General features: G+C 45.9%; 16 protein-coding genes. 10 read left to right on the top strand and 6 right to left on the bottom strand.

Translation table 11 applies throughout. The features are described 5' to 3' along the window. Positions 1-23: 23 nt before the first annotated feature. Positions 24-1,400 carry a DHA2 family efflux MFS transporter permease subunit gene (locus DVY93_RS07610; protein ID WP_230710090.1) on the bottom strand — a complete coding sequence of 459 codons (1,377 nt, stop codon included), beginning with the start codon at positions 1,398-1,400 and terminating at the stop codon, positions 24-26. Positions 1,401-1,694: 294 nt separating this feature from the next. Between DVY93_RS07610 and yghU the strand changes: the two genes are divergently transcribed. From yghU to uvrA, 5 genes are all read left to right on the top strand, one after another. After that, a complete protein-coding gene (yghU, locus tag DVY93_RS07605; RefSeq protein WP_230710089.1) occupies positions 1,695-2,549 on the top strand; it encodes a glutathione-dependent disulfide-bond oxidoreductase in 855 nt (284 codons plus the stop codon). A 254-nt stretch (positions 2,550-2,803) separates the two neighbouring features. Beyond that, positions 2,804-4,084 (top strand): DUF1176 domain-containing protein, encoded by a 1,281-nt coding sequence (locus tag DVY93_RS07600; protein ID WP_230710088.1) that lies wholly within the window; start codon positions 2,804-2,806, stop codon positions 4,082-4,084. Positions 4,085-4,678: 594 nt separating this feature from the next. Further along, positions 4,679-6,364, top strand: a complete 1,686-nt coding sequence (locus tag DVY93_RS07595; protein WP_230710087.1) for a DEAD/DEAH box helicase — start codon at positions 4,679-4,681, stop codon at positions 6,362-6,364. Positions 6,365-6,617: 253 nt separating this feature from the next. Beyond that, positions 6,618-7,862: a DUF819 family protein gene (locus DVY93_RS07590; protein WP_230710085.1), complete on the top strand. Its 1,245-nt coding sequence runs from the start codon at positions 6,618-6,620 to the stop codon at positions 7,860-7,862. Between the two features lie 264 nt (positions 7,863-8,126). Further along, positions 8,127-10,700 (top strand): excinuclease ABC subunit UvrA, encoded by a 2,574-nt coding sequence (gene uvrA / locus DVY93_RS07585; RefSeq protein WP_230710083.1) that lies wholly within the window; start codon positions 8,127-8,129, stop codon positions 10,698-10,700. 50 nt (positions 10,701-10,750) lie between these two features. Here the strand turns inward: uvrA and DVY93_RS07580 are convergent, their stop codons facing one another. The 3 genes from DVY93_RS07580 to DVY93_RS12520 all read right to left on the bottom strand — a co-directional run bounded on the left by DVY93_RS07580 (position 10,751) and on the right by DVY93_RS12520 (position 14,655). Beyond that, positions 10,751-11,491 carry a peptidase gene (locus DVY93_RS07580; protein WP_198333585.1) on the bottom strand — a complete coding sequence of 247 codons (741 nt, stop codon included), beginning with the start codon at positions 11,489-11,491 and terminating at the stop codon, positions 10,751-10,753. A 36-nt stretch (positions 11,492-11,527) separates the two neighbouring features. Further along, positions 11,528-12,313, bottom strand: a complete 786-nt coding sequence (locus DVY93_RS07575) for a transglutaminase family protein (protein ID WP_198333584.1) — start codon at positions 12,311-12,313, stop codon at positions 11,528-11,530. 68 nt (positions 12,314-12,381) lie between these two features. Continuing rightward, entirely contained in the window at positions 12,382-14,655 is a 2,274-nt protein-coding gene (locus tag DVY93_RS12520; RefSeq protein WP_230710081.1) for a circularly permuted type 2 ATP-grasp protein, read from the bottom strand. A gap of 221 nt (positions 14,656-14,876) precedes the next feature. On the opposite strand from DVY93_RS12520, the gene rhuM reads away from it, so the two are divergent. Continuing rightward, a complete protein-coding gene (rhuM, locus tag DVY93_RS07565; protein ID WP_230710079.1) occupies positions 14,877-15,869 on the top strand; it encodes a RhuM family protein in 993 nt (330 codons plus the stop codon). Between the two features lie 114 nt (positions 15,870-15,983). Continuing rightward, positions 15,984-16,739, top strand: coding sequence for a zinc-dependent peptidase (locus DVY93_RS07560; protein ID WP_230710077.1), 756 nt, complete (start codon positions 15,984-15,986; stop codon positions 16,737-16,739). A gap of 122 nt (positions 16,740-16,861) precedes the next feature. Here DVY93_RS07560 and DVY93_RS07555 read toward each other — a convergent pair whose 3' ends face one another. After that, positions 16,862-17,527, bottom strand: coding sequence for a hypothetical protein (locus tag DVY93_RS07555; RefSeq protein ID WP_230710075.1), 666 nt, complete (start codon positions 17,525-17,527; stop codon positions 16,862-16,864). Positions 17,528-17,818: 291 nt separating this feature from the next. Here DVY93_RS07555 and DVY93_RS07550 point away from each other — a divergent pair, with 291 nt between their 5' ends. After that, positions 17,819-18,193: a hypothetical protein gene (locus tag DVY93_RS07550; protein ID WP_230710073.1), complete on the top strand. Its 375-nt coding sequence runs from the start codon at positions 17,819-17,821 to the stop codon at positions 18,191-18,193. A gap of 139 nt (positions 18,194-18,332) precedes the next feature. On the opposite strand, the gene DVY93_RS07545 is transcribed toward DVY93_RS07550, so the two are convergent. Next, positions 18,333-19,253, bottom strand: a complete 921-nt coding sequence (locus DVY93_RS07545; protein WP_230710072.1) for a LysR family transcriptional regulator — start codon at positions 19,251-19,253, stop codon at positions 18,333-18,335. A 197-nt stretch (positions 19,254-19,450) separates the two neighbouring features. Between DVY93_RS07545 and DVY93_RS07540 the strand changes: the two genes are divergently transcribed. Next, a complete protein-coding gene (locus tag DVY93_RS07540; RefSeq protein ID WP_230710070.1) occupies positions 19,451-20,128 on the top strand; it encodes a glutathione S-transferase family protein in 678 nt (225 codons plus the stop codon). A gap of 45 nt (positions 20,129-20,173) precedes the next feature. After that, a complete protein-coding gene (locus tag DVY93_RS07535) occupies positions 20,174-21,301 on the top strand; it encodes a zinc-binding dehydrogenase (protein WP_230710068.1) in 1,128 nt (375 codons plus the stop codon). Positions 21,302-21,320 lie beyond the last annotated feature (19 nt).

The raw sequence follows: 21,320 nt of genomic DNA, 5'->3' as shown, positions 1-21,320 counted from the left end.
ATCTATTTTTTATCTATACTTGGTTAGTATAAGCCGCGACCGTCTTCAGGCTTAAGACGTAAAAAGTACAACCCTGAGAGAATGGTTAAAAGCCCTAGTATCCAATAGGTGGTTTGGAACGCAGCCAGCGTGTCGAGTTGCATACGTTCACGTAAAATATTGAGTACGGCTGCACCAAAGGCGATACCAAAGCTAATCGCCAGCTGCTGATTGACCGCCATCAAACTGTTACCACTACTGGTCTGTGCGCCCTCTAGATCACCAATCGTAATCGTATTCATCGCACTAAATTGCATCGAATTACAAGCGCCCATTATGGTCAAAATAGGAACAAACCAAAGCCATTGTGAGGCGTCATTAAATTGCGCCAATACAAGGATCAGGGTGCCCATAAACAAGGTGTTGTAGACCAGAACCTTACGGTAGCTAAAACGCTGAATAATTTTACTCACCCACGGTTTAATTCCGATGGCACCAACCGCGATAGGCGCTAGTAACCAACCTGCCTGTGAAGGTGAGTACTCAAACACTACTTGCAATAGCAGCGGCAGCAAAAAAGGGACGGCACTGATACCTAAGCGTGTGAATAAATTACCGGTAATACCAATACGAAAGGTGCGAATGTCAAATAAACTCAGTGGAAATAATGGGGCAGATCGTCGCTTGGCATGCCATACATACGCACCTATCAGTAGGCTGGCTCCCAATCCCAGTAACAAACCATAAAACCCGCGACCGGTCTGCGAGCCAAACTCGACAGCCAGGGTGAATCCACAAGCAGCGGCTGCAAACAATAAAAACCCTGTCCAATCGAGACGCTTGGTATCTTCAAATAACGCGGGCACCAGTTTCTTGCCTAAAATAAAGCCTACTATTCCCATCGGTATATTGATCAAAAATATCCAATGCCAGCTGGTGTATTGTACGATATAGCCACCTAAGACCGGCCCTACCAAAGGTGCTACCAATGCCGGTATCACCGCAAAATTCATCACCGTTAAGAGCTTATTACGGGGATAGGATTTGACCAATATTAAACGAGCAACAGGTGTCATCATCGCACCGCCAATACCTTGAATGATACGTGAGCCAATCAAAAAATCTAGCGTAGGCGATGCAGCACATAGTAATGAGCCAATACAAAAAATGATGATGGCGGACAAAAATACTCGACGAGTACCAAATTTATCGGCTAAAAACCCACTAATGGGAATAAATATCGCCAAGGTTAAGGCATAGCTGATCACAGCCCACTGCATCTTTAAAGGCGACTCACCCAGCGCTTGTGCCATTTGTGGCAGTGACGTGTTTAAAATGGTGGCGTCCAAAATTTGCATAAACAGAGCTACCGCCAGCACATAGGGCAGATACTTATCTTGTGTCGGGGTTAGCGTTACCATGTCGCTCTCATTAGCTCTCTCGTCATAAAATAGGCAAAAATAATATAGTGACAACCAGCTCACTATAGCAGCCGAATAGTATAAGAAAGACTGCATCATAATAAAAGTGACGCAAAGTAACGGTACATAGGCGAGGTTATCAAACAACGGGCGGATAGGTCTGCACATTGATTACAAGAGAGGACTTTAATGTAGGGGCCGGTTCTCGCTATAGTAACGTGAGCGACATGCTGATTAAGCAGAAAGCATCAATCACGTTATGGATAATATTAAAAATACGAACGAGGATATGTCATGAGTCAAGACAACAATAAATCTAGCGATAGTGCCCACGAACAAAGCGTTAAATATGTACCACCCAAGGTGTGGGTACAAGATAAAGACAATGGTGGTAAGTTTGCCAGCATCAATCGACCGACAGCTGGCGCCCGTCACCAAAAAGCACTGCCCGTAGGCGATGCACCTTTACAACTGTATTCACTAAATACACCAAATGGCGTCAAGGTCAACATACTGTTAGAGGAGTTGGCTGAGCTTGGTATTAAAGGCGCTGAGTACGATGCGTATAAAATCGACATCTCTGAGGGTGACCAGTTTGGCTCTGGCTTTGTAGCCATCAACCCAAATTCAAAAATTCCAGCCTTAGTCGATCATTCTATCTTTGAGTCTGGCGAGCCTATTGCTATCTTTGAGTCTGGCGCGATCTTACTGTATTTAGCTGAAAAATTTGGCAAGTTTGTCCCTTCCTCACTTGGCAAAGCGCGGGCGGACTGTCTGTCTTGGGTGATGTGGCAGATGGGGAGCGCGCCTTTTTTAGGCGGCGGCTTTGGGCACTTTTATGCGTATGCGCCTGAACCGCTGGAGTATCCCATCAACCGCTATACGATGGAGACCAAGCGTCAGCTGGATGTGCTTGATAGCCACCTAAAAGACAATCAGTATATGTGTGGCAATGAAGAAGCGGATTATAATATTGCCGATATGATTATTTGGGCGTGGTATGGCCAGTTGGTACTTGGGAAGCTTTACGATGCCGCAGAGTTCTTACAAGTCAGTGATTATAAGCACGTGCAGCGTTGGGCGCAGGCCATTGCTGAGCGGCCAGCGGTTAAGCGCGCCATAGAACTGCCATTAAAACCTATTGGCTAAATTAATCGATGATACCGATTTATAATAACCCTTTTAAATGACTTACAGGCTGATAGGCGGCGCGCTTATCAGCCTTAATTTTATCCTTTTTTGCTATTCTATATTCATATATAGTTATATTAAAATAAGGATATACTTTTTCATTTACACGATGATACATTAGTACAACAGATAGAAACATTGATACGTTAATATAGCGGTGCATCCTCCTATTGGACGGGTGTTTATACTTCTTCTATTAATGAGTAACGATTATGAAGGATGATAACGGTAAGCTGATACACATCTCACGGCAGATGAATATGGATGGGTCAAGTGTGGTCGATACTACCGATACTGAGGCCAACATGCCACAGAAACGCCCGTGTACTCATGTTTACCAACACGCAAAATTGCTCCTCATAACTTACTTGGTACTCAATGCTAAAAAAATAAAAAAGATACCCTTATTAATGATAAAAAATAAAATAAAATTGTCCCTATTTGCCGCTATAAGCACGGCTTTATTTAGTACCACAAGTATGGCCAGTACTGGCGCTGAATTAACCAGCCAAGACTGGCAGGTCGTCTGTGATAATACCCGTACTTGCCGGCTGGCAGGCTATCAAGCAGAAAATAATAGCGAATTTCCCATATCAGTGTTGCTTGTGCGCCGCGCAGGGGCGAATGCTGGGGTGGATGGCAAAGTAAAACTTGGCGGCGCTAAAGAAAGCTCATCTAAGGCTTTGATGCAACTGGGTAACCGTCACCGTATATCGTTGTTTATTAATGATAGGAATTATGGTGAAACCAAACCTTTTTCAACCGCCGCAGGTAATGCCGAGCTGACATCTACACAAGTAAAAGCACTGCTAGACGCGCTGACTAAATCAAGTAAAATTGAGCTGGTACTGCGCAACTCACGCTGGCAGCTTTCAGATAAAGGGGCGAGTGCTGTCATGCTAAAAGCAGATGAAGTCCAAGGTCGAGTAGGGACGCCAAGCGCTTTTATCAATAAAGAAGGCGCTGCAAAGCCTAACAGCAGCGTATTGTCACCCAAGTCTGCACCAATACTGCGCTTTGTCGCGCCCAATCCAAAAGCAGTCTCTACCAACAAGAGAAAGTTTGTCATGCGCGCGTCTCAACTGGCGACCTTGATGAGAGGTACCATGAAAGAGGTGGACAGTGACTGCCCAAATCTCACAGATAAGTCGCCATGGCGTGTCAGTCGTCTAAACAGCTCACAACTACTCGCACAGCATGACTGCTGGATGGGGGCCTATAATACTGGGACAGGGGTTTGGGTTATCAATGACAGCAAACCTTATAAACCGACATTGGTAACCACCAGTGCCACGGGTTACGATAAAGGTAAAATCACCTCAGTACAAAAAGGCCGCGGTATCGGTGACTGCTTAAGCAAAACCGATTGGCTATGGACCGGTAAGGCGTTTGAAAAGAGTCATGAAAGTACCACTGGGCTATGCCGTATGGTTGAAGCAGGTGGTGCATGGCAACTGCCGACCTATGTCACTGAGGTTAAGGTGACACAATAGCTGTCATACAATAGCGGCCATACAGTCGACAACCTATCTGTTAAATGGCTCACTTAAAGCTTCATGACCAATTTCAGGGGTGTTATTTCTATAATGCTAGAAAAAATAGGTACAGATGGTTTTTATTGTGCTATACTGCGTCGCCACGTTAGCTTAGGCTTTCGTGAATTATGAGATTGATAACATCGCCTGCGATTTTGGGTCTAGGATGACCATAAGTAATTGTTGCCGATGATTTTGTGTACTTAAATAACCCTTTATAAAAATATCAGTTATTTTTGACTCATATCTTATCTACTCGACCATAAGCATGGTCTAGATTGGTTGTTATTCGCGGTTATCTGCTTTGGACAAAGCATCAATAACGCGCTTATATCAAGCAAGGATAAGACACTCGGCACTACCACCAAAATACGTCAGACAGCACGAACGCATTTATTGTAGAGGCTCTAAGCTTTATTGGCTTAGCTTCTGATTATCGACACTTTTATGTGGTCCGATAATTCTTTAATAAAGGCAGCGTGGTGAACGGTTATCAGTGGTATGCATCAAGCTTGCTGAATTTACAGCAGCTTATACTTACCAAGGATTCCTATGACTGACATCTTATCTACAATCGCCGCTGAAAACGGCATCATCGAAAGCACTAACACGCCAAACGATACCTCAAATACTGATACCAATAATCAAGCGGCGACGACTGACGCGGCTGAAGAAAACAAAATCACCTTTACTGATCTTGGCATTGCAAAGCCTATTCTTACTGCGCTTGATCGCAGTGGTTATACCAATCCAACGCCAATTCAAGAGCAAGCCATTCCTTTTGCCTTAGAAGGCCGTGACCTTTTATTGTCAGCGCAAACGGGTAGTGGTAAAACCGCAGCGTTTGTTATTCCAGTACTTGATCGCTTAAGCCGTGCAACCAGCTTTGATAAATTAACCAAAGCCCTTATCTTAACGCCAACGCGTGAACTTGCTCAGCAGGTACATGATAGCGTGCGTACTTACTCTAAAGACATGCGTGGTCTATTTTGTGTGCCATTGGTTGGCGGTGCACCATACAATGGTCAGATTACTGCCCTGAAAAAAGGCGTACAAGTCATCGTTGCCACCCCTGGTCGTCTGCTTGACCACATCAATGCGGGCCGTGTTGACTTGTCTAACCTAGAAGTATTGGTACTTGACGAAGCTGACCGTATGCTAGACATGGGTTTTGCTGATGATATCAGCGACATTCTACGCGCAGCACCAACTGATCGTCAGACGATTATGTGTTCAGCCACTTGGGATGGCCCAGTCGGTAAAATCGCTGCCAGCTTCACCAAAAATCCTGAGCGTGTATCAATCAAAGTTGAATCAGCACACATCGAAGAAAAAGTGTACTACTGCGATGATTTTGATCACAAAAACCGTTTGCTTGACAAAATCGTTTGCCAGCAAGATATGGAACAAATCATTATCTTTGCGGCGACCAAACGTAGCACTGAAAAGTTAGCGAAACAGCTACAAGAAGCTGGTCATAAAGCCAGCTTCCTACATGGTGATTTGCCACAAAGCAAGCGTAACCGTATCGTTCAAGACTTGCGTAATGGTAAATGCAAAATCCTAGTAGCCACTGACGTTGCTGCTCGTGGTCTAGACGTTCCAGCAATCTCGCACGTCATCAACTATGACTTGCCGCGTCAAACCGAAGACTACGTCCACCGTATCGGTCGTTGTGGCCGTGCTGGTCGTACTGGTGTCGCTATCAGCTTATGTAGCATGGATGATCGTCCACAGCTAAACGCCATCAATCGTTACTTAGATCGCAAAATGGAAGTCTGTGTCATCGAAGGCATGGAGCCTAAGAAAACTTATGTACCTAGCGAAAACAAAGGTAAGGGTCGTGGCCGTGGTCGCGGACGCTCAAGCGGCGGTGGTAACGGTCAAGGCCGTGGTCGTTCAAGCGGTGGCTATGCTGGTAAATCTAGTGGCGGCGGTCAAGGCCGTGGTCGCTCAAGTGACAGCGCACCGACGGGACAACGCGCCAGCAACGACAGCGGTTATCAAGGTAAGCCACGTGATTCATCTGGCAAACCAAACGAGCGTTCAGGCGGCAAGCCTTATCAAGGCAAGCGCACTGGTGGCCCAAGCCGCGGTGATAGCAATGGCGTTCCACGTGGTGAGCGCGCCGCAACCGGTCGCGGCCGTCCAAGTGGCAGCCAAGGTCGTCCGGCAGGTCGTTCTGACAGCCGTGGCCAAGGTCGCCCAAATAGCGGCAACCGTGGTAAAAACTCGTAATAGCACCATCGTGATGGTTAATAAAAGCTGTTAACCACAGTTTTTATTCTAATCGTATAACCGAGCGAAAAAAGCCAGATACTTGTTATCTGGCTTTTTTGTGTTTGCGTGTTTGATGCTAATTAAGTAAATGTGGGGTTTGCAAAAATGCTCCAAGCACACACTGGTATCGTAAATACAAGATAGTGGCTTGCACGTTTTTTTAGCCTTGTCTATACTGACAAGCTTTTATCGCCTGCTCTGGAGCCGTTTGATGCCCGCCATCTCAAGTTTCACCATTGATAGTCTGCCGTTAGCGTTTGGTATCATTATGGCCATTATTGGCTTAGTATTTTATACCCAAGGCTTGCCAAGTAAGTTCTGGCGACGATTTTATGCGGTACTACCCGGTATTGTTCTTTGCTGCTTTATACCTGCGACGCTAAACAGTTTAGGCGTTTTTGCTGATGGTGTTGGCTCACAGATTTATGGTTTTACCGCAACCTATCTGTTGCCAGCCAGTTTGCTCTTGATGACTTTGTCGATGGATGTTCCTAAGATACTTGGTTTAGGCTGGAAGGCGATTGCCATGTTTTTCGCGGCTAGTATCGCCATTATCATCAGCGGTCCCATCAGTTTAGGGGTGGCAAAATGGGTGTCACCTAGTATGTTTGTTGACGACACTTTGTGGCGTGGGTTTTCAGCCGTGGCTGGTAGCTGGATTGGCGGCGCGGCCAACCAAGCGGCAATGAAAGAGCTGTTTGGGGTCAGTGATGACCTATTTGGCATGATGATTTTGGTGGATGCCACCAATGCGTCATTATGGTTACTGGCCATCTTAGTAATGGCAAAACACAGCGCTAAAATAGACCGCTTCTTAAAAGCGGATACCAGTAGTATTGATAAAGTCATTACAGCCGTTGAAAGCTATGAGCGCGCTCATGCTCGTCCTGCGACCTTAAATGATTTGATGGTGATGTTTGGTTTATGCTTTGCCATGGTGGGGGCGGCGCACTTTATCGGTGGGCAAATTGCTGCCTTCTTTGCGCCGTATAAATGGGCGGTACAATATAGCTTTGCCAGCTCGTTTTTTTGGATGGTGGTGATTATTACCTTATTGGGTGTTGGATTCTCTTTCACCAAAGTGCGCAGGCTTGACCATGTTGGTGCCTCTAAAATTGGTACGGTGTTTATCTTTGTGTTGATCGCGGCTATCGGTATGCAGATTAATCTTGCTGGTATTGTCTCGCAGTGGCGGCTATTGCTAATCGGCTTATTATGGATGAGCATTCATGTCGTTATCATTTTTGCTGTCGCAAGAGTCATTCGTGCACCATTTTTCTTTTTGGCGGTAGGATCCAACGCCAACACTGGCGGTGCTTCCTCTGCGCCGATCGTTGCGACCGCCTTTCATCCATCGCTTGCGCCAGTCGGCGTGTTTTTAGGTATTCTTGGCTATGCAGTGGGGACGTTTGGCGGCTATATCAGCACCCAAATGATGCGGTTGGTGGTGGGATGACATTTAGGTTGACGATCCTGTACTAGCGCTAAACATAAACCCGCATTGATGCGGGTTTTTCGCTATTAGGACAAAGATAACGTAGGTTGTCGTTTTGTCTATCTGTGCTACTGATACGTAAGCCAAGACTTGGCTTTAAAGGAGTACGTGTTAACCTTCCTATACATTGGTTATTTAGATGACTATCGATTGAATTGAGGACTTGCTCTAGTATTGAACAAACATCTTTATAATTAAAAGTGATTTAAAAGGAATAATAACTTGATGGCTCATAAAAATAAAAAAACCACTGCCCATAAAATTAATAGTCACCTTAGTGACCACAGCGACAATGACGACAATGTTACTAGCAACCGTGTACAGGTAAGGGGCGCGCGTGTTCATAACCTAAAGAATGTTGATGTAGACTTACCGCGCAATGCGCTGGTAGTATTCACAGGGATATCAGGGTCAGGAAAATCGTCATTGGCATTTGGGACATTGTTTGCTGAGTCGCAACGTCGTTACTTAGACTCAGTATCGCCCTACGCCAGACGATTGATCGATCAAGTCGATGAACCAGATGTCGATGCGATAGAAGGGCTGCCACCAGCCGTTGCCCTACAGCAACAGCGGGGTACACCATCGGTCCGCTCATCCGTGGGCAGTGTTACGACCATATCCAACGGTCTACGCATGTTGTACTCACGAGCAGGTGAGTATCCAGAAGGCCAAGAAATGCTATACGCCGATGCGTTCTCACCCAATACACCAGATGGCGCTTGCCCGACTTGCTCGGGCATTGGCCGCGTGTTTGAGGTCACTGAGGCGCTACTGGTGCCAGACAATACCAAAACCATACGTGAGCGCGCGATTGCGGCATGGCCACCAGCGTGGCAAGGTCAAAACCTTAGCCGCATATTAACCACATTGGGCTACGACATTGACAAGCCTTGGCACACCCTTTCGAAAAAAACGCGAGACTGGATCTTGTTTACTGACGAGACCCCAACGGTGCCTGTCTATCCGGAATACAATATAGAACAAACACGCGCTGCAATTGAGGATGGGGAAAAGCCAAACTACATGGGGACCTTTACTAGTGCTAAGCGTTTTATTTTACATTCTTTTGCCACCACCCAAAGTTCGCGCACCAAAAAACGCGTCTCGCAGTTTATGCAGATCTCTGAGTGTCCAGAGTGTCACGGCAAAAAGCTAAAAAGAGAATCACTGTCCGTCAAATTTGCAGGACTGGATATTGGTGAGCTGTCACAGCTGACACTCACAGAACTGGCACTAAAATTAGAAAAAACAGCTTATACCAAGCTGGACAATGAGACGCCAAACCGCGAAAAAGCCATTGTTGCTCAGCGTATTGCCAGTGATATCCTCTCCCGTGTGGAGGCATTGACAAAGCTCGGCCTTGGCTATCTATCGCTTGAGCGGACGACACCGACGTTGTCGCCAGGGGAGTTGCAGCGTTTGCGGCTGGCAACGCAAATACGCTCGCAGCTTTTTGGCGTGGTTTATGTCCTTGATGAGCCATCTGCAGGCCTGCACCCTGCAGACACCCAAGCTTTGTTAGCGGCACTGGATGAGCTCATCGCGGCTGGTAACTCTGTGTTTGTGGTTGAGCATGACGTTAGCGTCATCAGGCATGCAGATTGGGTGGTCGATGTCGGGCCAAAGGCTGGCACGCATGGTGGCCAAATTGTCTATAGCGGGCCTGTCGAGGGTCTTCGTAATGTTGCTCAGTCGCATACGGGCCAGTATCTCTTTGCCGATACGGCTAACGGTCAGCCCAGATCTAATACGAGGCAGCCCGCCGCATGGCTCAAGCTTGCAAACATTGAACGCAACAATATAACAGGATTAGACGCTGAGTTTCCGCTAGGTGTTATGACGAGTGTCACGGGTGTCTCAGGCTCTGGTAAATCAAGTCTGGTTAGCCAAGCGTTAGTGGAGCTCATCAACGAGGCGTTGGGTCAAAAAATTACGGAGGATGCACCCGTAGACGAGTCGGACCTGCTTGAGCAGGAGCTTGACTCCGTAACAAGCGGCGAAATCATCGCTGGCATGGAATATGTACGCCGTCTGATCAATATCAATCAAAAAGCAATCGGACGGACACCGCGCTCCAATCTGGCAACGTATACTGGGTTATTTGATGATGTACGTAAATTGTTTGCAGCAACCAAACAAGCAAAAGCCCATGGTTTTGATGCTGGTCGCTTTTCTTTCAATACGGCAAAGGGACGTTGTCCAAATTGTGAAGGCTTGGGGTTTGTGAGTGTCGAGCTGTTATTTTTGCCAAGTGTCTACGCGCCTTGTCAGGTTTGTCACGGAAAGCGTTATGATGATGAAACATTGGCCATCACTTATCGAGACAAAAACATTGCTGAAGTATTGAACTTAACGGTGGAGGCGGCTCATGAGTTCTTTAGTGACGAAGCACCTATTTTGCGTGCGTTAGAGGCTTTGCTACAAGTTGGGCTTGGTTACTTACGTTTGGGTCAACCCGCAACCGAGCTATCAGGCGGCGAGGCGCAGCGTATCAAGCTTGCAACCGAGCTGCAACGCACACAACGCGGCGACACGCTTTATATATTAGATGAGCCCACCACAGGTCTACACCCTGCCGACGTATCTATGCTGATGGCACAGTTAAACGGTCTGGTCGATGCTGGCAACACCGTTATTATGGTTGAGCATGACATGCAAGTGGCCAGCAACAGCGATTGGGTTATGGATATGGGGCCAGGGGCAGGGGATGCGGGCGGGTCTATTGTCGCTCAAGGCACGCCAGAAGACGTCGCGCAATCAAAAACAAGCCGAACCGCGCCATTTTTATTGGTATAAAAACAGGTCTTTAGGGTGGGGTTGTAGGTTAGTTTTGTTAGCTAAAAAGATCATTCCCAATAGTCATTGGGACATTCTGGCAGCTCAATCAACGTATTGCGCAGAGCTGCTGACCAATGGCGACTGATGGTCTTAAAATACTCATCGTCTTCTTCGATACGGCGGCCTTTTGGTAGCGTGAGACTGTCGTTTTCATAAATGACAAAATCAATGGGCATACCAACGGATAAGTTGGAGTGTATGGTTGAGTCAAAGGACAACATCAAGGCTTGGGCAGCATGATTGACATTGGTGTCGTATCTGACTGAGCGATCAAGTATTGGTTTGCCGTATTTGCTTTCACCCAGCTGAAAAAATGGCGTGTCCCTTGTGGCTCTAATACAATTGCCCTCAGGGTAGATCATGTATAGCTCGGGTGGCTGTCCTTTGATTTGACCGCCCAATAAAAATGAGCTGGTAAAGGTGCCGCTATTGGTATCATTAGCGACCCTTTGCGCGTTTGCCATGACGTTACGCATGCATTCGCCCACCATTTGTGCGCCGTCAAACAATGAGGACACGGTATTTAGACTAAGCTCGGAGCGTAAGTTGATATCGCTTTGTAATTTATTAAAAACAGCTTGTGACGTGGCTAGGCTGCCAGCAGTTTGTAGCACCATAAAGCGCTCACCCTCAACGCCGTACTGGTACAGTTTTCTAAAGGTTGAGATATGGTCAACCCCTGCATTGGTACGAGTATCACTGGCAAAAACCATCCCTTCTTTGAGACGAATAGCGGCACAATAAGTCATAACAGATCCTTGATGAACCCACGCTTGAAAAGTACCTTATGATAGTCTCGAAACCAGCACTTGACTGTAAAGATTTTCGTAGCCACCGCCCATCCGCACGCCGCGTACGGGCGCTGCATCTAGATAATCTCGACCAATGGCGACATATACATGAGAGCTTGGCTGAAACAGCTGGTTTGAGATATCAAACGTGTACCAGTAGCCATCTAGCCAGGCTTCTGCCCACGCATGACTTGCCATGTGGTTTGCTGTATCGTCATATAAGTAGCCAGACACGTAGCGCGCTGGAATCTGCCGATCACGTAGGCAGCCTAAAAAGACATGGGTGTGGTCTTGGCACACGCCAGCCCCAAGCTCAAAAGCTTCGGCCGCCGTTGTGCCGACATGGGTGGTGTTTTTGACATAGGGTATTTTTGCAAGTAGCTCAGCTGCCAGCGCCTTTATACTGTCATGAGTAGGCGTTGTCAGATAAGGCTCTGCAAATGTACGCATGGCCTCTGAGCACGCAGTCAATGGGCTTTGTACGGTAAACAGCAAATAAGGGACATTGTCCATATCCTCTAGACGCTCTGTGTTTGTGTTGATTTCGACAATACCTGAAGCCTGCATTTGCAGGTTGTTATGCGCCTCATTACGACTTAGCGTGAGCCAATCGTTACCAAAGCCATCTTTTTGACTGGTGGCCACTTTGGGCAACATGACATCCCACTGATGAATGATCTGATGTGGTAGCTGCATGGGCGTCATGCGGATATATTGCACACTTCGGTGCGCCAGCTCATCGTAATAATAGTTAGTTTGGTGACTAATTTGAAGTTTCATAGCATCTTCCTATTCCTACTGTTCTGATTGTTTAGCACTCAGTGTTTTAATCCTTAAATGCTGCTGCGCTAGACCCCTTGTTGCAATATCGTGCTGCACTCTTTGCTCAATAACTGAAAATCGCTGAGTTGTTGAGATTTAATCATCTGATTGGTCAGGCGAATCAGCTCACGCCAACGCGTGTTCTCTGGCAGCTTGTTGATCCAGTGTTTAAACTCAAGACTAATGGCGACGGTGTCCTCATTTAGGAATACGGCACGCTCTAGTTGTTCAAAGTGTCGTCCCAGTTGCCAAAAGCAAGTCACGATAGGGTGCTCTTGTGCCATCGCAGCATTACAAGCATGTAGCTGCAACGTCGCGGCCCGATACGTACCCGCGCTAGACAGCCGTTTGATTAGGTTATATAACTCAGCGGTGTCTTTACCGATGACGCCCTTGGCTTCTTGTACATTGGTTTCAATGGACTGAACAATATTGGGTATTTTTTCTTGCTCCAAGTCACGTAGCATCTGAGCTTTCATGGTTTTTAGCGGCTGGTTTGGATCCACGTTAAAACCTAAATGATTAATCAGGTGATGCAACTGTGCTTTTTTGATATTGCCCTTTACCAGCTGTTTGATGATGTTGTCATAATAGTACAGTCGCTCGCTGTAGCGACCGAGCCAAACCAAATAATTGGCGGTCGATAACAGTAGGATCATGGGTGCGTTGTCAGGATTTTCATAGCCCGCTTCTAGTGGCTGCACGGGATCATGATAATGCGAGTGGTTGGCGGTGATTGCCTCTGACGATTGCTTATCAATTTGGTTGTCTTGCTTTTTGGCCACTGACGGTTTGGTTGATGCCGCCAAATCACTGTCATCGATGACCCACGTGTCTTTGATGCCGCCACCTTGTGAGGAATTGACGACCAATGAACCCTCAACCATGGCCACTCGTGTTAGACCACCGGGGACAATATCCACTGAGCCATCGCCATGACTCAATATAAATGGCCGCAAGTCGATATGGCGCGGGGCAATACCGTCACTGACTGCTGTGGGGTTGGTGGAGAGTGATATGGTAGGCTGAGCGATAAAACCTGCTGGATTGGCCAAAAGGCGTTTGCGATAGTCACTGATTTCTTGCTTAGTAGAGGTAGGTCCGATGAGCATGCCATAGCCACCAGAGCCTTGCGTTTCTTTTACGACCAATTTATCTAGGTTGTCCAGTACATATTGAAGCTCATCAGGCTTACGGCACTGATAGGTTTCGATGTTGGGCAATAGGGGTTTTTCACCCAAATAAAACTCAATCATGTCCGGCACGAAAGGATACAAGCTCTTGTCATCCGCCACCCCAGTCCCTGGCGCATTAACAATGACGACATTGCCAGCACGGTAGGCGCTCATGAGCCCTGAGACGCCCAAGATGGAATCGGAGCGAAATGCCAACGGGTCAATATAAGGGTCGTCAATACGGCGATAAATGATATCGACCTGTACTTTGCCACGGATACCTTGCATATAGACCTTGCTGTCTTCGACGATCAAGTCGTAGCCATGTACCAATGGGACATTCATCTCATGTGCCAAAAAAGCATGCTCATAGTAGGCGCTGTTAAAACGTCCTGGCGTTAAGATAGCAATCTGCGGATCATATTTGCTGGTTGAGCTGGCAAGACAGGATTTGAGGCGTTTTGGATAATCACTGACACCCAATATAGACGTATGGGAAAACTGATCAGACAAAAGAATCTCTGATATGTTTCGGCTTTCAAGCATGTAGGAGACCCCAGATGGGGTGCGTAGGTTGTCCTCTAATACACAAAACCGACCAGACTCATCTCGTATAAGATCAATACCACTGATGTGTGAGTAGATAGGCTTATCAAGCTCAATACCCATCATCCATGGCTCATAGCAGCCGCTGGCATAAACGTAGCTGGCAGGGACAATGCCTGCTTTCATAATGGCTTGGTCGTGGTAAATATCATGTAAAAAGGCATTGAGGGCCGTGATGCGCTGTCTACAACCAGCTTCTATCTGCCGCCACTCACTGGCCGCGATAATACGGGGGATAATATCAAACGGGATCATCCGCTCAATGTTCTTGGCATCGCTGTAGACCGTAAAAGTAACGCCTTTTCGATAGAATATATCAGCGGCTTGCTCATTGAGATGATTTAGTGCGTCGATACTGGTATGGTCGAGCCAGTCGCCGACAGATCTAGCAGCCGGTCGGTAACTCCCTTTACCGTTTTGTAGTTCATCAAAGCTTTGCGGTTTTTTTGGGGATGTAGTTGTTTGTTGTTGGCTCTGGCCTGTATGTTGACTCTGGCGCTGAGATGACTTTTGATTCATAAATACCTCACGTATCCTTGTTAAAGTTACACTTTATGACAAATACACTGTCTATGCTCAGCAGGCGAGCACTGGTATTACGATCAACAGGTAGTCCATGTCTTATATAAACTATACAACACAACGTATACTAAACAATATATAAGAAGCGTTAAATAATAGGTATTGAACAATTTTAGCCCAAATTCAATATAATCTGTCTATGAGTAGAGGCCACGTAAATGAAAGCTACTGAAAATAATAACCACTCAATCATTGAGATATATGAGAGCATGGATGGGAATGCGCAGGTAGATGTACGTTTTGAGCAAGAGACGGTTTGGCTGTCGCAAGCACAAATGACCGAGCTATTTGGGCGCGACCAGTCAGTGATTTCACGGCATATTGCCAATGCTATGAATGATGAAGAAGTGTCCGAAAAAAGCAATATGCAAAAAATGCATATTGCAAATTCTGATCGACCCGTGACCTTTTATGATTTAGATGTGGTCATTTCGGTGGGTTATCGCATCAAATCGCCTCAAGGTGTGCAGTTTAGACGCTGGGCAACGCAGCGCTTACGTGAATATCTGGTACAAGGATATACGCTTGACCAGCAACGCTTTGATAAGAATTCTGCTGAGTTGCAGCAGGCGTTAAATTTGATCAAAAAAACGGCGCAAAGCCCCAAGCTCAATACCGATGAAGGACGCGGGTTGATTGAGATCATCAGCCGCTATACACAGACATTTCTATGGCTACAACGCTATGATGAAGGGTTATTAGACGATCCAACAGGGCAGGATGGCGGTGTTTTACCCAGTCCGACTGAGGCGATGGCAGCGCTTAATAATTTAAAATCGCAGCTGATAGATAGGGGTGAGGCAACTGAGCTATTTGCCAAGCCTCGTGGTGATGGTTTGGACAGTGTGCTTGGTAATTTAGAGCAAACGGTGTTTGGTGAACCTGCCTATCCGACAGTTGAGAGTAAAGCGGCGCATTTATTGTATTTCATAGTAAAAAATCATCCTTTCACCGATGGCAATAAACGCAGTGGGGCTTTTTTGTTCGTAGATTTTTTACACCGTAATAAGCGACTGCTCAATGACCAAGGTGAGATGGTCATCAATAACACCGGCCTTGCAGCCTTAACGTTACTGGTCGCTGAGTCTGATCCCAACCAAAAAGAAACCTTGATTAAGTTGATTATGAATATGCTGTCATTAGAGGGCTAGTTTGCTATGCCTAGTATCGCCGGCTCCAGCTTGACGGATACAATTATGCAGCAGATCGATATGATAGATATGGTGTAATTGAGTGATAGATTAGAGGGTTATAAGGCAGGTACTATGTTTGGCATAATTAAAGAATGGCGTGAGCAGCGTATATTGGATAACAGCGAATTTACGGAGGCAGACTGGAGGCGTGCGGCTGAGCGTATTGTGATACTAGATAGGTTAAGCGAAGATGAACTAGGCCGCCTATTTGAGCTGGCGACATTATTTTTGGACGATAAATCAATAACAGGCGCGCAGGGGTTTGAGATTACCGATGCAGTCAGGCAATCTATCGCCTTGCAAGCGTGTCTGCCTATTTTGAATCTAAGCCTTGAGTGGTACGCTGGCTGGTCGTCAGTTATTATCTATCATGGCTCATACAAAAGCGATAGCACCACTGTAGACGAGTTCGGTATCGTTCATGAGGGCAGCCAACATCGTAGCGGCGAGGCATGGCAACGCGGTCCTGTGGTTCTCTCATGGAAGGATGCGAAACACTCAGGTGAGCGCGATGGTCACAATGTCGTCATTCACGAGTTTGTGCATAAACTCGATATGATGAATGGCCGCGCCAATGGCTTTCCGCCGCTGCAACCCGACATGGATCCTGAGCGCTGGACAAAAATTATGACGCGAGATTTTGAGGACTTTCAAAAACACCGCAAATCAGGACTGGATCGTTATGGTGCGACCAATCCCGCTGAGTTTTTTGCGGTCTTAAGCGAAGTATTTTTTGAGACACCGCAAAAGCTGGTAGATGCTTATCCTGATATTTATGACATCATGGTGAAGTTTTTCCGGCAGTCGCCACTTAAGCCAAAGACTTAAATATTAAAATATTTTATATATTAAATAATGAATATATTTGAATAAGTCCAACCAAAAGGGCAGTGCATCATAAACCATGCACTGGCCAATTTATGCGGTAAATCATACATTTATAGTCATCATTAGACGGTCCATTGGTCATTAATAATCGCTACCAGATAACGCTTGCCTTGATACTCATCAAACACCAAACGCAGCACGCGCCAGTCGATACCATCGTACTTCTCACTACCACTATAATAAAACTCAACAAAATCCGAATTCGGATATATCTTTCTTAAGTTATTGATGCTATTGCTGCTTTTTTGAAAATTATTGATGCTAATGGTGGCGTCATTAAACTGCTTGGCATTCACCCAAGTATCTAAATATTCGGGCAGTGGTATCACTAGTGGATTGCCTGTACCGTCACGCTCACCCCAAGTGAAGCGGATGTTGGACTGTTCTAGGTATCGTGCGTACTGCTCACGGCTAAAGACTTTGTCCGTTTTAGGACGAACATAAGCATACATTGAAAAACGAACACCACGAGTGGGATGAATATCATTTGTAATTCTAGCAAAATCCTTATTAGCGAGGGCACGCTGAATGCGTAACGCTTGTTGCCTAAGCGTTTGCTGACTCGTGTCAGAGAAAACGGGCGTTGATGAGCGGTCATTTGACTGTACAGGAATGGCTTTGCTGGTTTCAGCAGACGACTGGCAGCCAGTTGCTGTCATTAAAAACGTTAAGAGGCCAACAATCGCTAATTGAGAAGGATGGGCGTTAAAAGTAAATAGCGTGCTCATACAGTGTCCTTATCACGGTTGTTAGAGAAATAAACGAAGCTATAAACGGCCATGAGATATTTCACAAAATCATTAGATAATGGGATGTTTTTAGCTATTAAACCTGAATGATACGATAATACAGCAGAGTCATTATATGGGTATGATGTAATAGATATAACATTTACACTGTCAAAGCTCGTAGAGAACGCCATGCCAACATACAAAATACTAACGCTGCTAACCATAGGACTGATAGCGATAAAATCTTCTATAGCGCATGCAATAGAGCCATTGCAAACGAATGCTGCGATGAAAATTGCAACCGTTACTAAGATGTATGAGCAAGATATCAGCACTGAAGGGATGGATAATCCAGTAGTGTTGCAGCAATATGCCAATCAAGATCTACAGTCAGCTATGCAGCTTGAACAAGATTATTTTGATGAAAATCAATTGTCCTGCAATATTGATTACGATGTGCTGTGGGACTCTCAAGATCCTGATTATACGCAAGACAAAAAGTTTTCGATGACCAATCAAGGGCTCGTGCAAGTTAGCTTGGCGCAAGGCAGTAATATTTATTATGATTTATCATGTGATGGCGACGGTTGCCAAGTGGCTGATGTGATCTTAGATGAGAACGGCAAATCGCTGCGTCAACATTTTCTAGAAAGCTGTCGTTAGAAAATGTCAGCTGGTGCTAATGGTATAAAACATTGATAACAAGCACGGTATAAATGGTTATGCTGCAAACCCTAAAACCGTTGGTTTGTTTTCGCATAATGTATATTATGTTAAATAGACTCTATTTGGTGACTTTTCTTTACCGAGCATTCGTGACATTAGCCACTTTTATTCTTTCAACTAAAAAATCTACCGCCGCCTTTACTTTGGGTACTGAGTAGCGCTGTTTTTGATATAACAAATATATGGCCATGTCAGCGTACTGCGTGATGGCTAACTTGTGCTCAAACTTAATCTCTTGTAAGGCGCCTGATTCAAGATATTCAGCCAATGCCCACCGAGTTGACATTAAAATACCTTCACCAGCGCTCGCTTTTTTTGCCAGCCACGACCCATTATTTGATATCGCTACTGCGGGTCCTGAGACATCATGCCATTGGCCATCCATATGACATAACCAAGGCGTTGGTCCTGTCGGTGTCTTAAAATACAGCCCATTATGATCCCTTAGTTTTAGTGCGTTACTTGGCACGCCATGGGTTTTCAAGTAGCGCGGTGACGCGACAGGAATAAAACTATTGTCCATCAGCCGTATCGCAAATACTCGCTCATTTGGCGCGTAGCCACCACAAATAGCGATATCAACATCATCGCGCCCAAGTGTTGACAGCTCGTCACTTAAACTGACATCCAGCACTATTTTTGGATACAATGCGCCAAATTCGTCTAATAAAGGCAGCAGTATCTTTTCCCCAAAACCCACCATCGAGCTGATGCGTAGACGTCCCATTGGCGTTGTTTGGTAGCTACGCACCGTTTCTTTGCTTTGCTCTAGCTGATTTAATACGTGCTGCATATCGTTATAGTAAACCTGCCCTACTTCCGTCAGCTTAACGATACGAGTCGAACGCGTTAATAGTGTCGCGCCCAAGCTTTTTTCTAAGTCAGACACCCGTCTAGATAGTGAAGATGGTGGCACACCATACACCTTCGCCGCTTTGGTAAAGCTACCTGTTTCGACAACCTTACTAAAATATCGTATTGCACGCAGTTGATCCAATTCCTGTCTCCATTCAATAATATTCGATGACTAACATATCAGTATCAATCGTTAAGCATTTTGGCTTTATTATTGTCTTAAAAGCAAGAGTGATTCACAATTTGTGCTATATATAACGGTACTAAAAACAGTAATAATATAGTCAGATTTAACGTTCATCCTAAAAAAACCATCCATCAATAATAGAAAAATAATTTATGATTACTTTGCACGGTTTCCCCGCAAGCAACTACTACAATATAGTGAAACACGCTCTGTTGTACAAAGCGTTGCCATTTCAAGAAAATCTTATTTACGCTGGTAGCGATGCGCTGCTGTCCATCAACCCAGTCGGTAAAGTGCCTGCTATCACAACGGATGAAGGTATGACGCTCTCAGAGTCGAGCGTCATTTGCGACTTTATAGAAGAGACCTACCCCGCAATACCGCTATATCCTAAATCTGCTACAGAGCGTGCGATTGTGCGGCAAATCATGAAGATAGCAGAGCTGTATTTTGAATTGCCAAGCCGCCGCCTCATTCCTTATGTGTTTTCAGGCACCCACGCCCCTGACGCCGTCAAAGAAGAAGTGCGTCAAGTACTCACACGCGGTATCCCTGCTCTCAATCGCTTATGCCAGTTTTCGCTATGGATTGCCGGTAAAGAGCTCACGATGGCTGACATTTATGTACATTATGTCAACGTTGTGGTCAAAGCCTGTGCTTCAACCCAGCTTGACTGGGATATATTGGCAGAGATACCGGGTATGAAAGAATGGAATGACACCATGAGCCAATCTGACATTGCTCAAAAAATAGAAGCAGACCGCTTGGCAAATATGCCTGAATTTATGACACACGTGAAAGCCCAGATACAAGCGGCGCAGTCTAAATAAGACTATTTAAAATAAAATAAATATTAATAATGCAGGAGCAAAATTATGTTCGATAAAAATAAGCAACTGGTTTCAACCATCAGTGATGACAATAAACTGACTCTGTCTTTAAAAGATATCGAGATGCCGCAGCCTGGTGCTGACGAAGTGGTTGTGCGCATCGAAGCGGCACCATTGAACCCCTCTGACTTTGGGGTAATGTTTAGCGCTGCTGACATGTCAACTGCCGTACAATCGGGCACCGATGACAGCCCTGTCATTACCGCTGATGTACCCGCGAAATTCATGCCAGCCCTAAAAACACGGGTGAATAAAGACACGCCTGTGGGCAACGAAGGCGCAGGTACGGTTGTCGCAGCAGGTTCTTCGCCAGCAGCGCAAGCTTTGATGGGTAAAGTGGTGGCTGTGATTGGCGGCGGTACGTATCGTAAGTATCACTGTGTCCATGTCAAAAGCTGCCTAGAAATGACAGAAAGCACCACGGCTATGGAGGCGGCCTCGTCTTTTGTGAATCCCCTCACCTCACTGGCAATGGTCGAAACCATGCGCGCTGAAGGACATAAAGCCATCATTCATGCGGCAGCCGCGTCTAGCCTTGGGCAAATGCTCAATCGCATTTGTATGGCAGATGGGATTGATCTGATCAACATCGTGCGTAAAGAAGAGCAAGAAAAGCTTTTGCGTGATATGGGCGCAAAATATGTAGTCAACTCAAACAGTGATACCTTTACCAAGGTCTTAACCGCAGCGATTGTCGAGACAGGTGCTACCATCTCGTTTGATCCCGTTGGTGGCGGAAAATTAACCAGTGACATCCTAAACTGCATGGAAGCGGCCATCACCCGTGACGTGGAAGAATACAACGTTTATGGCTCAAACACATTCAAACAAGCGTATATTTATGGCGCATTAGACCGTGGCCCTATTACGATCAATCGCAACTTCGGTTTTGCTTGGGGCGTCAATGGCTTCTTATTGTTCAATGCTCTTGGCAAACTGGGTAATGAGACGGTGACGTCAATGCGTAAGCGGGTTGCAGAAGAAATCACCACCACCTTTGCAAGCAGCTATACGCATGAAGTCACGCTGGAGGAAGCGCTACAATTAGAGTCCATCAAAGCTTATGGCAAGCAAGCGACTGGTGAGAAATACTTGATCAAGCCTCAGGGCTAATAATGAGTTAAAAAGCTAT

This window comes from Psychrobacter sp. CCUG 69069, assembly GCF_021023115.1.
Taxonomy (GTDB): domain Bacteria; phylum Pseudomonadota; class Gammaproteobacteria; order Pseudomonadales; family Moraxellaceae; genus Psychrobacter; species Psychrobacter namhaensis.
Note: the sequence above shows the minus strand (reverse complement) of the source record. Positions and strands in the feature narration are given on the sequence as shown.

Coding starts and splice junctions, on each gene's coding strand:
- DVY93_RS07535 (WP_230710068.1), top strand. CDS start 20,174: ATGTTCGATAAAAATAAGCAACTGGTTTCAACCATCAGTGATGACAAT.
- DVY93_RS07575 (WP_198333584.1), bottom strand. CDS start 12,313: ATGAAACTTCAAATTAGTCACCAAACTAACTATTATTACGATGAGCTG.
- DVY93_RS07560 (WP_230710077.1), top strand. CDS start 15,984: ATGTTTGGCATAATTAAAGAATGGCGTGAGCAGCGTATATTGGATAAC.
- DVY93_RS07600 (WP_230710088.1), top strand. CDS start 2,804: ATGAAGGATGATAACGGTAAGCTGATACACATCTCACGGCAGATGAAT.
- DVY93_RS07555 (WP_230710075.1), bottom strand. CDS start 17,527: ATGAGCACGCTATTTACTTTTAACGCCCATCCTTCTCAATTAGCGATT.
- DVY93_RS12520 (WP_230710081.1), bottom strand. CDS start 14,655: ATGAATCAAAAGTCATCTCAGCGCCAGAGTCAACATACAGGCCAGAGC.
- rhuM (WP_230710079.1), top strand. CDS start 14,877: ATGAAAGCTACTGAAAATAATAACCACTCAATCATTGAGATATATGAG.
- DVY93_RS07590 (WP_230710085.1), top strand. CDS start 6,618: ATGCCCGCCATCTCAAGTTTCACCATTGATAGTCTGCCGTTAGCGTTT.
- uvrA (WP_230710083.1), top strand. CDS start 8,127: ATGGCTCATAAAAATAAAAAAACCACTGCCCATAAAATTAATAGTCAC.
- yghU (WP_230710089.1), top strand. CDS start 1,695: ATGAGTCAAGACAACAATAAATCTAGCGATAGTGCCCACGAACAAAGC.
- DVY93_RS07610 (WP_230710090.1), bottom strand. CDS start 1,400: ATGGTAACGCTAACCCCGACACAAGATAAGTATCTGCCCTATGTGCTG.
- DVY93_RS07580 (WP_198333585.1), bottom strand. CDS start 11,491: ATGACTTATTGTGCCGCTATTCGTCTCAAAGAAGGGATGGTTTTTGCC.
- DVY93_RS07550 (WP_230710073.1), top strand. CDS start 17,819: ATGAAAATTGCAACCGTTACTAAGATGTATGAGCAAGATATCAGCACT.
- DVY93_RS07595 (WP_230710087.1), top strand. CDS start 4,679: ATGACTGACATCTTATCTACAATCGCCGCTGAAAACGGCATCATCGAA.
- DVY93_RS07540 (WP_230710070.1), top strand. CDS start 19,451: ATGATTACTTTGCACGGTTTCCCCGCAAGCAACTACTACAATATAGTG.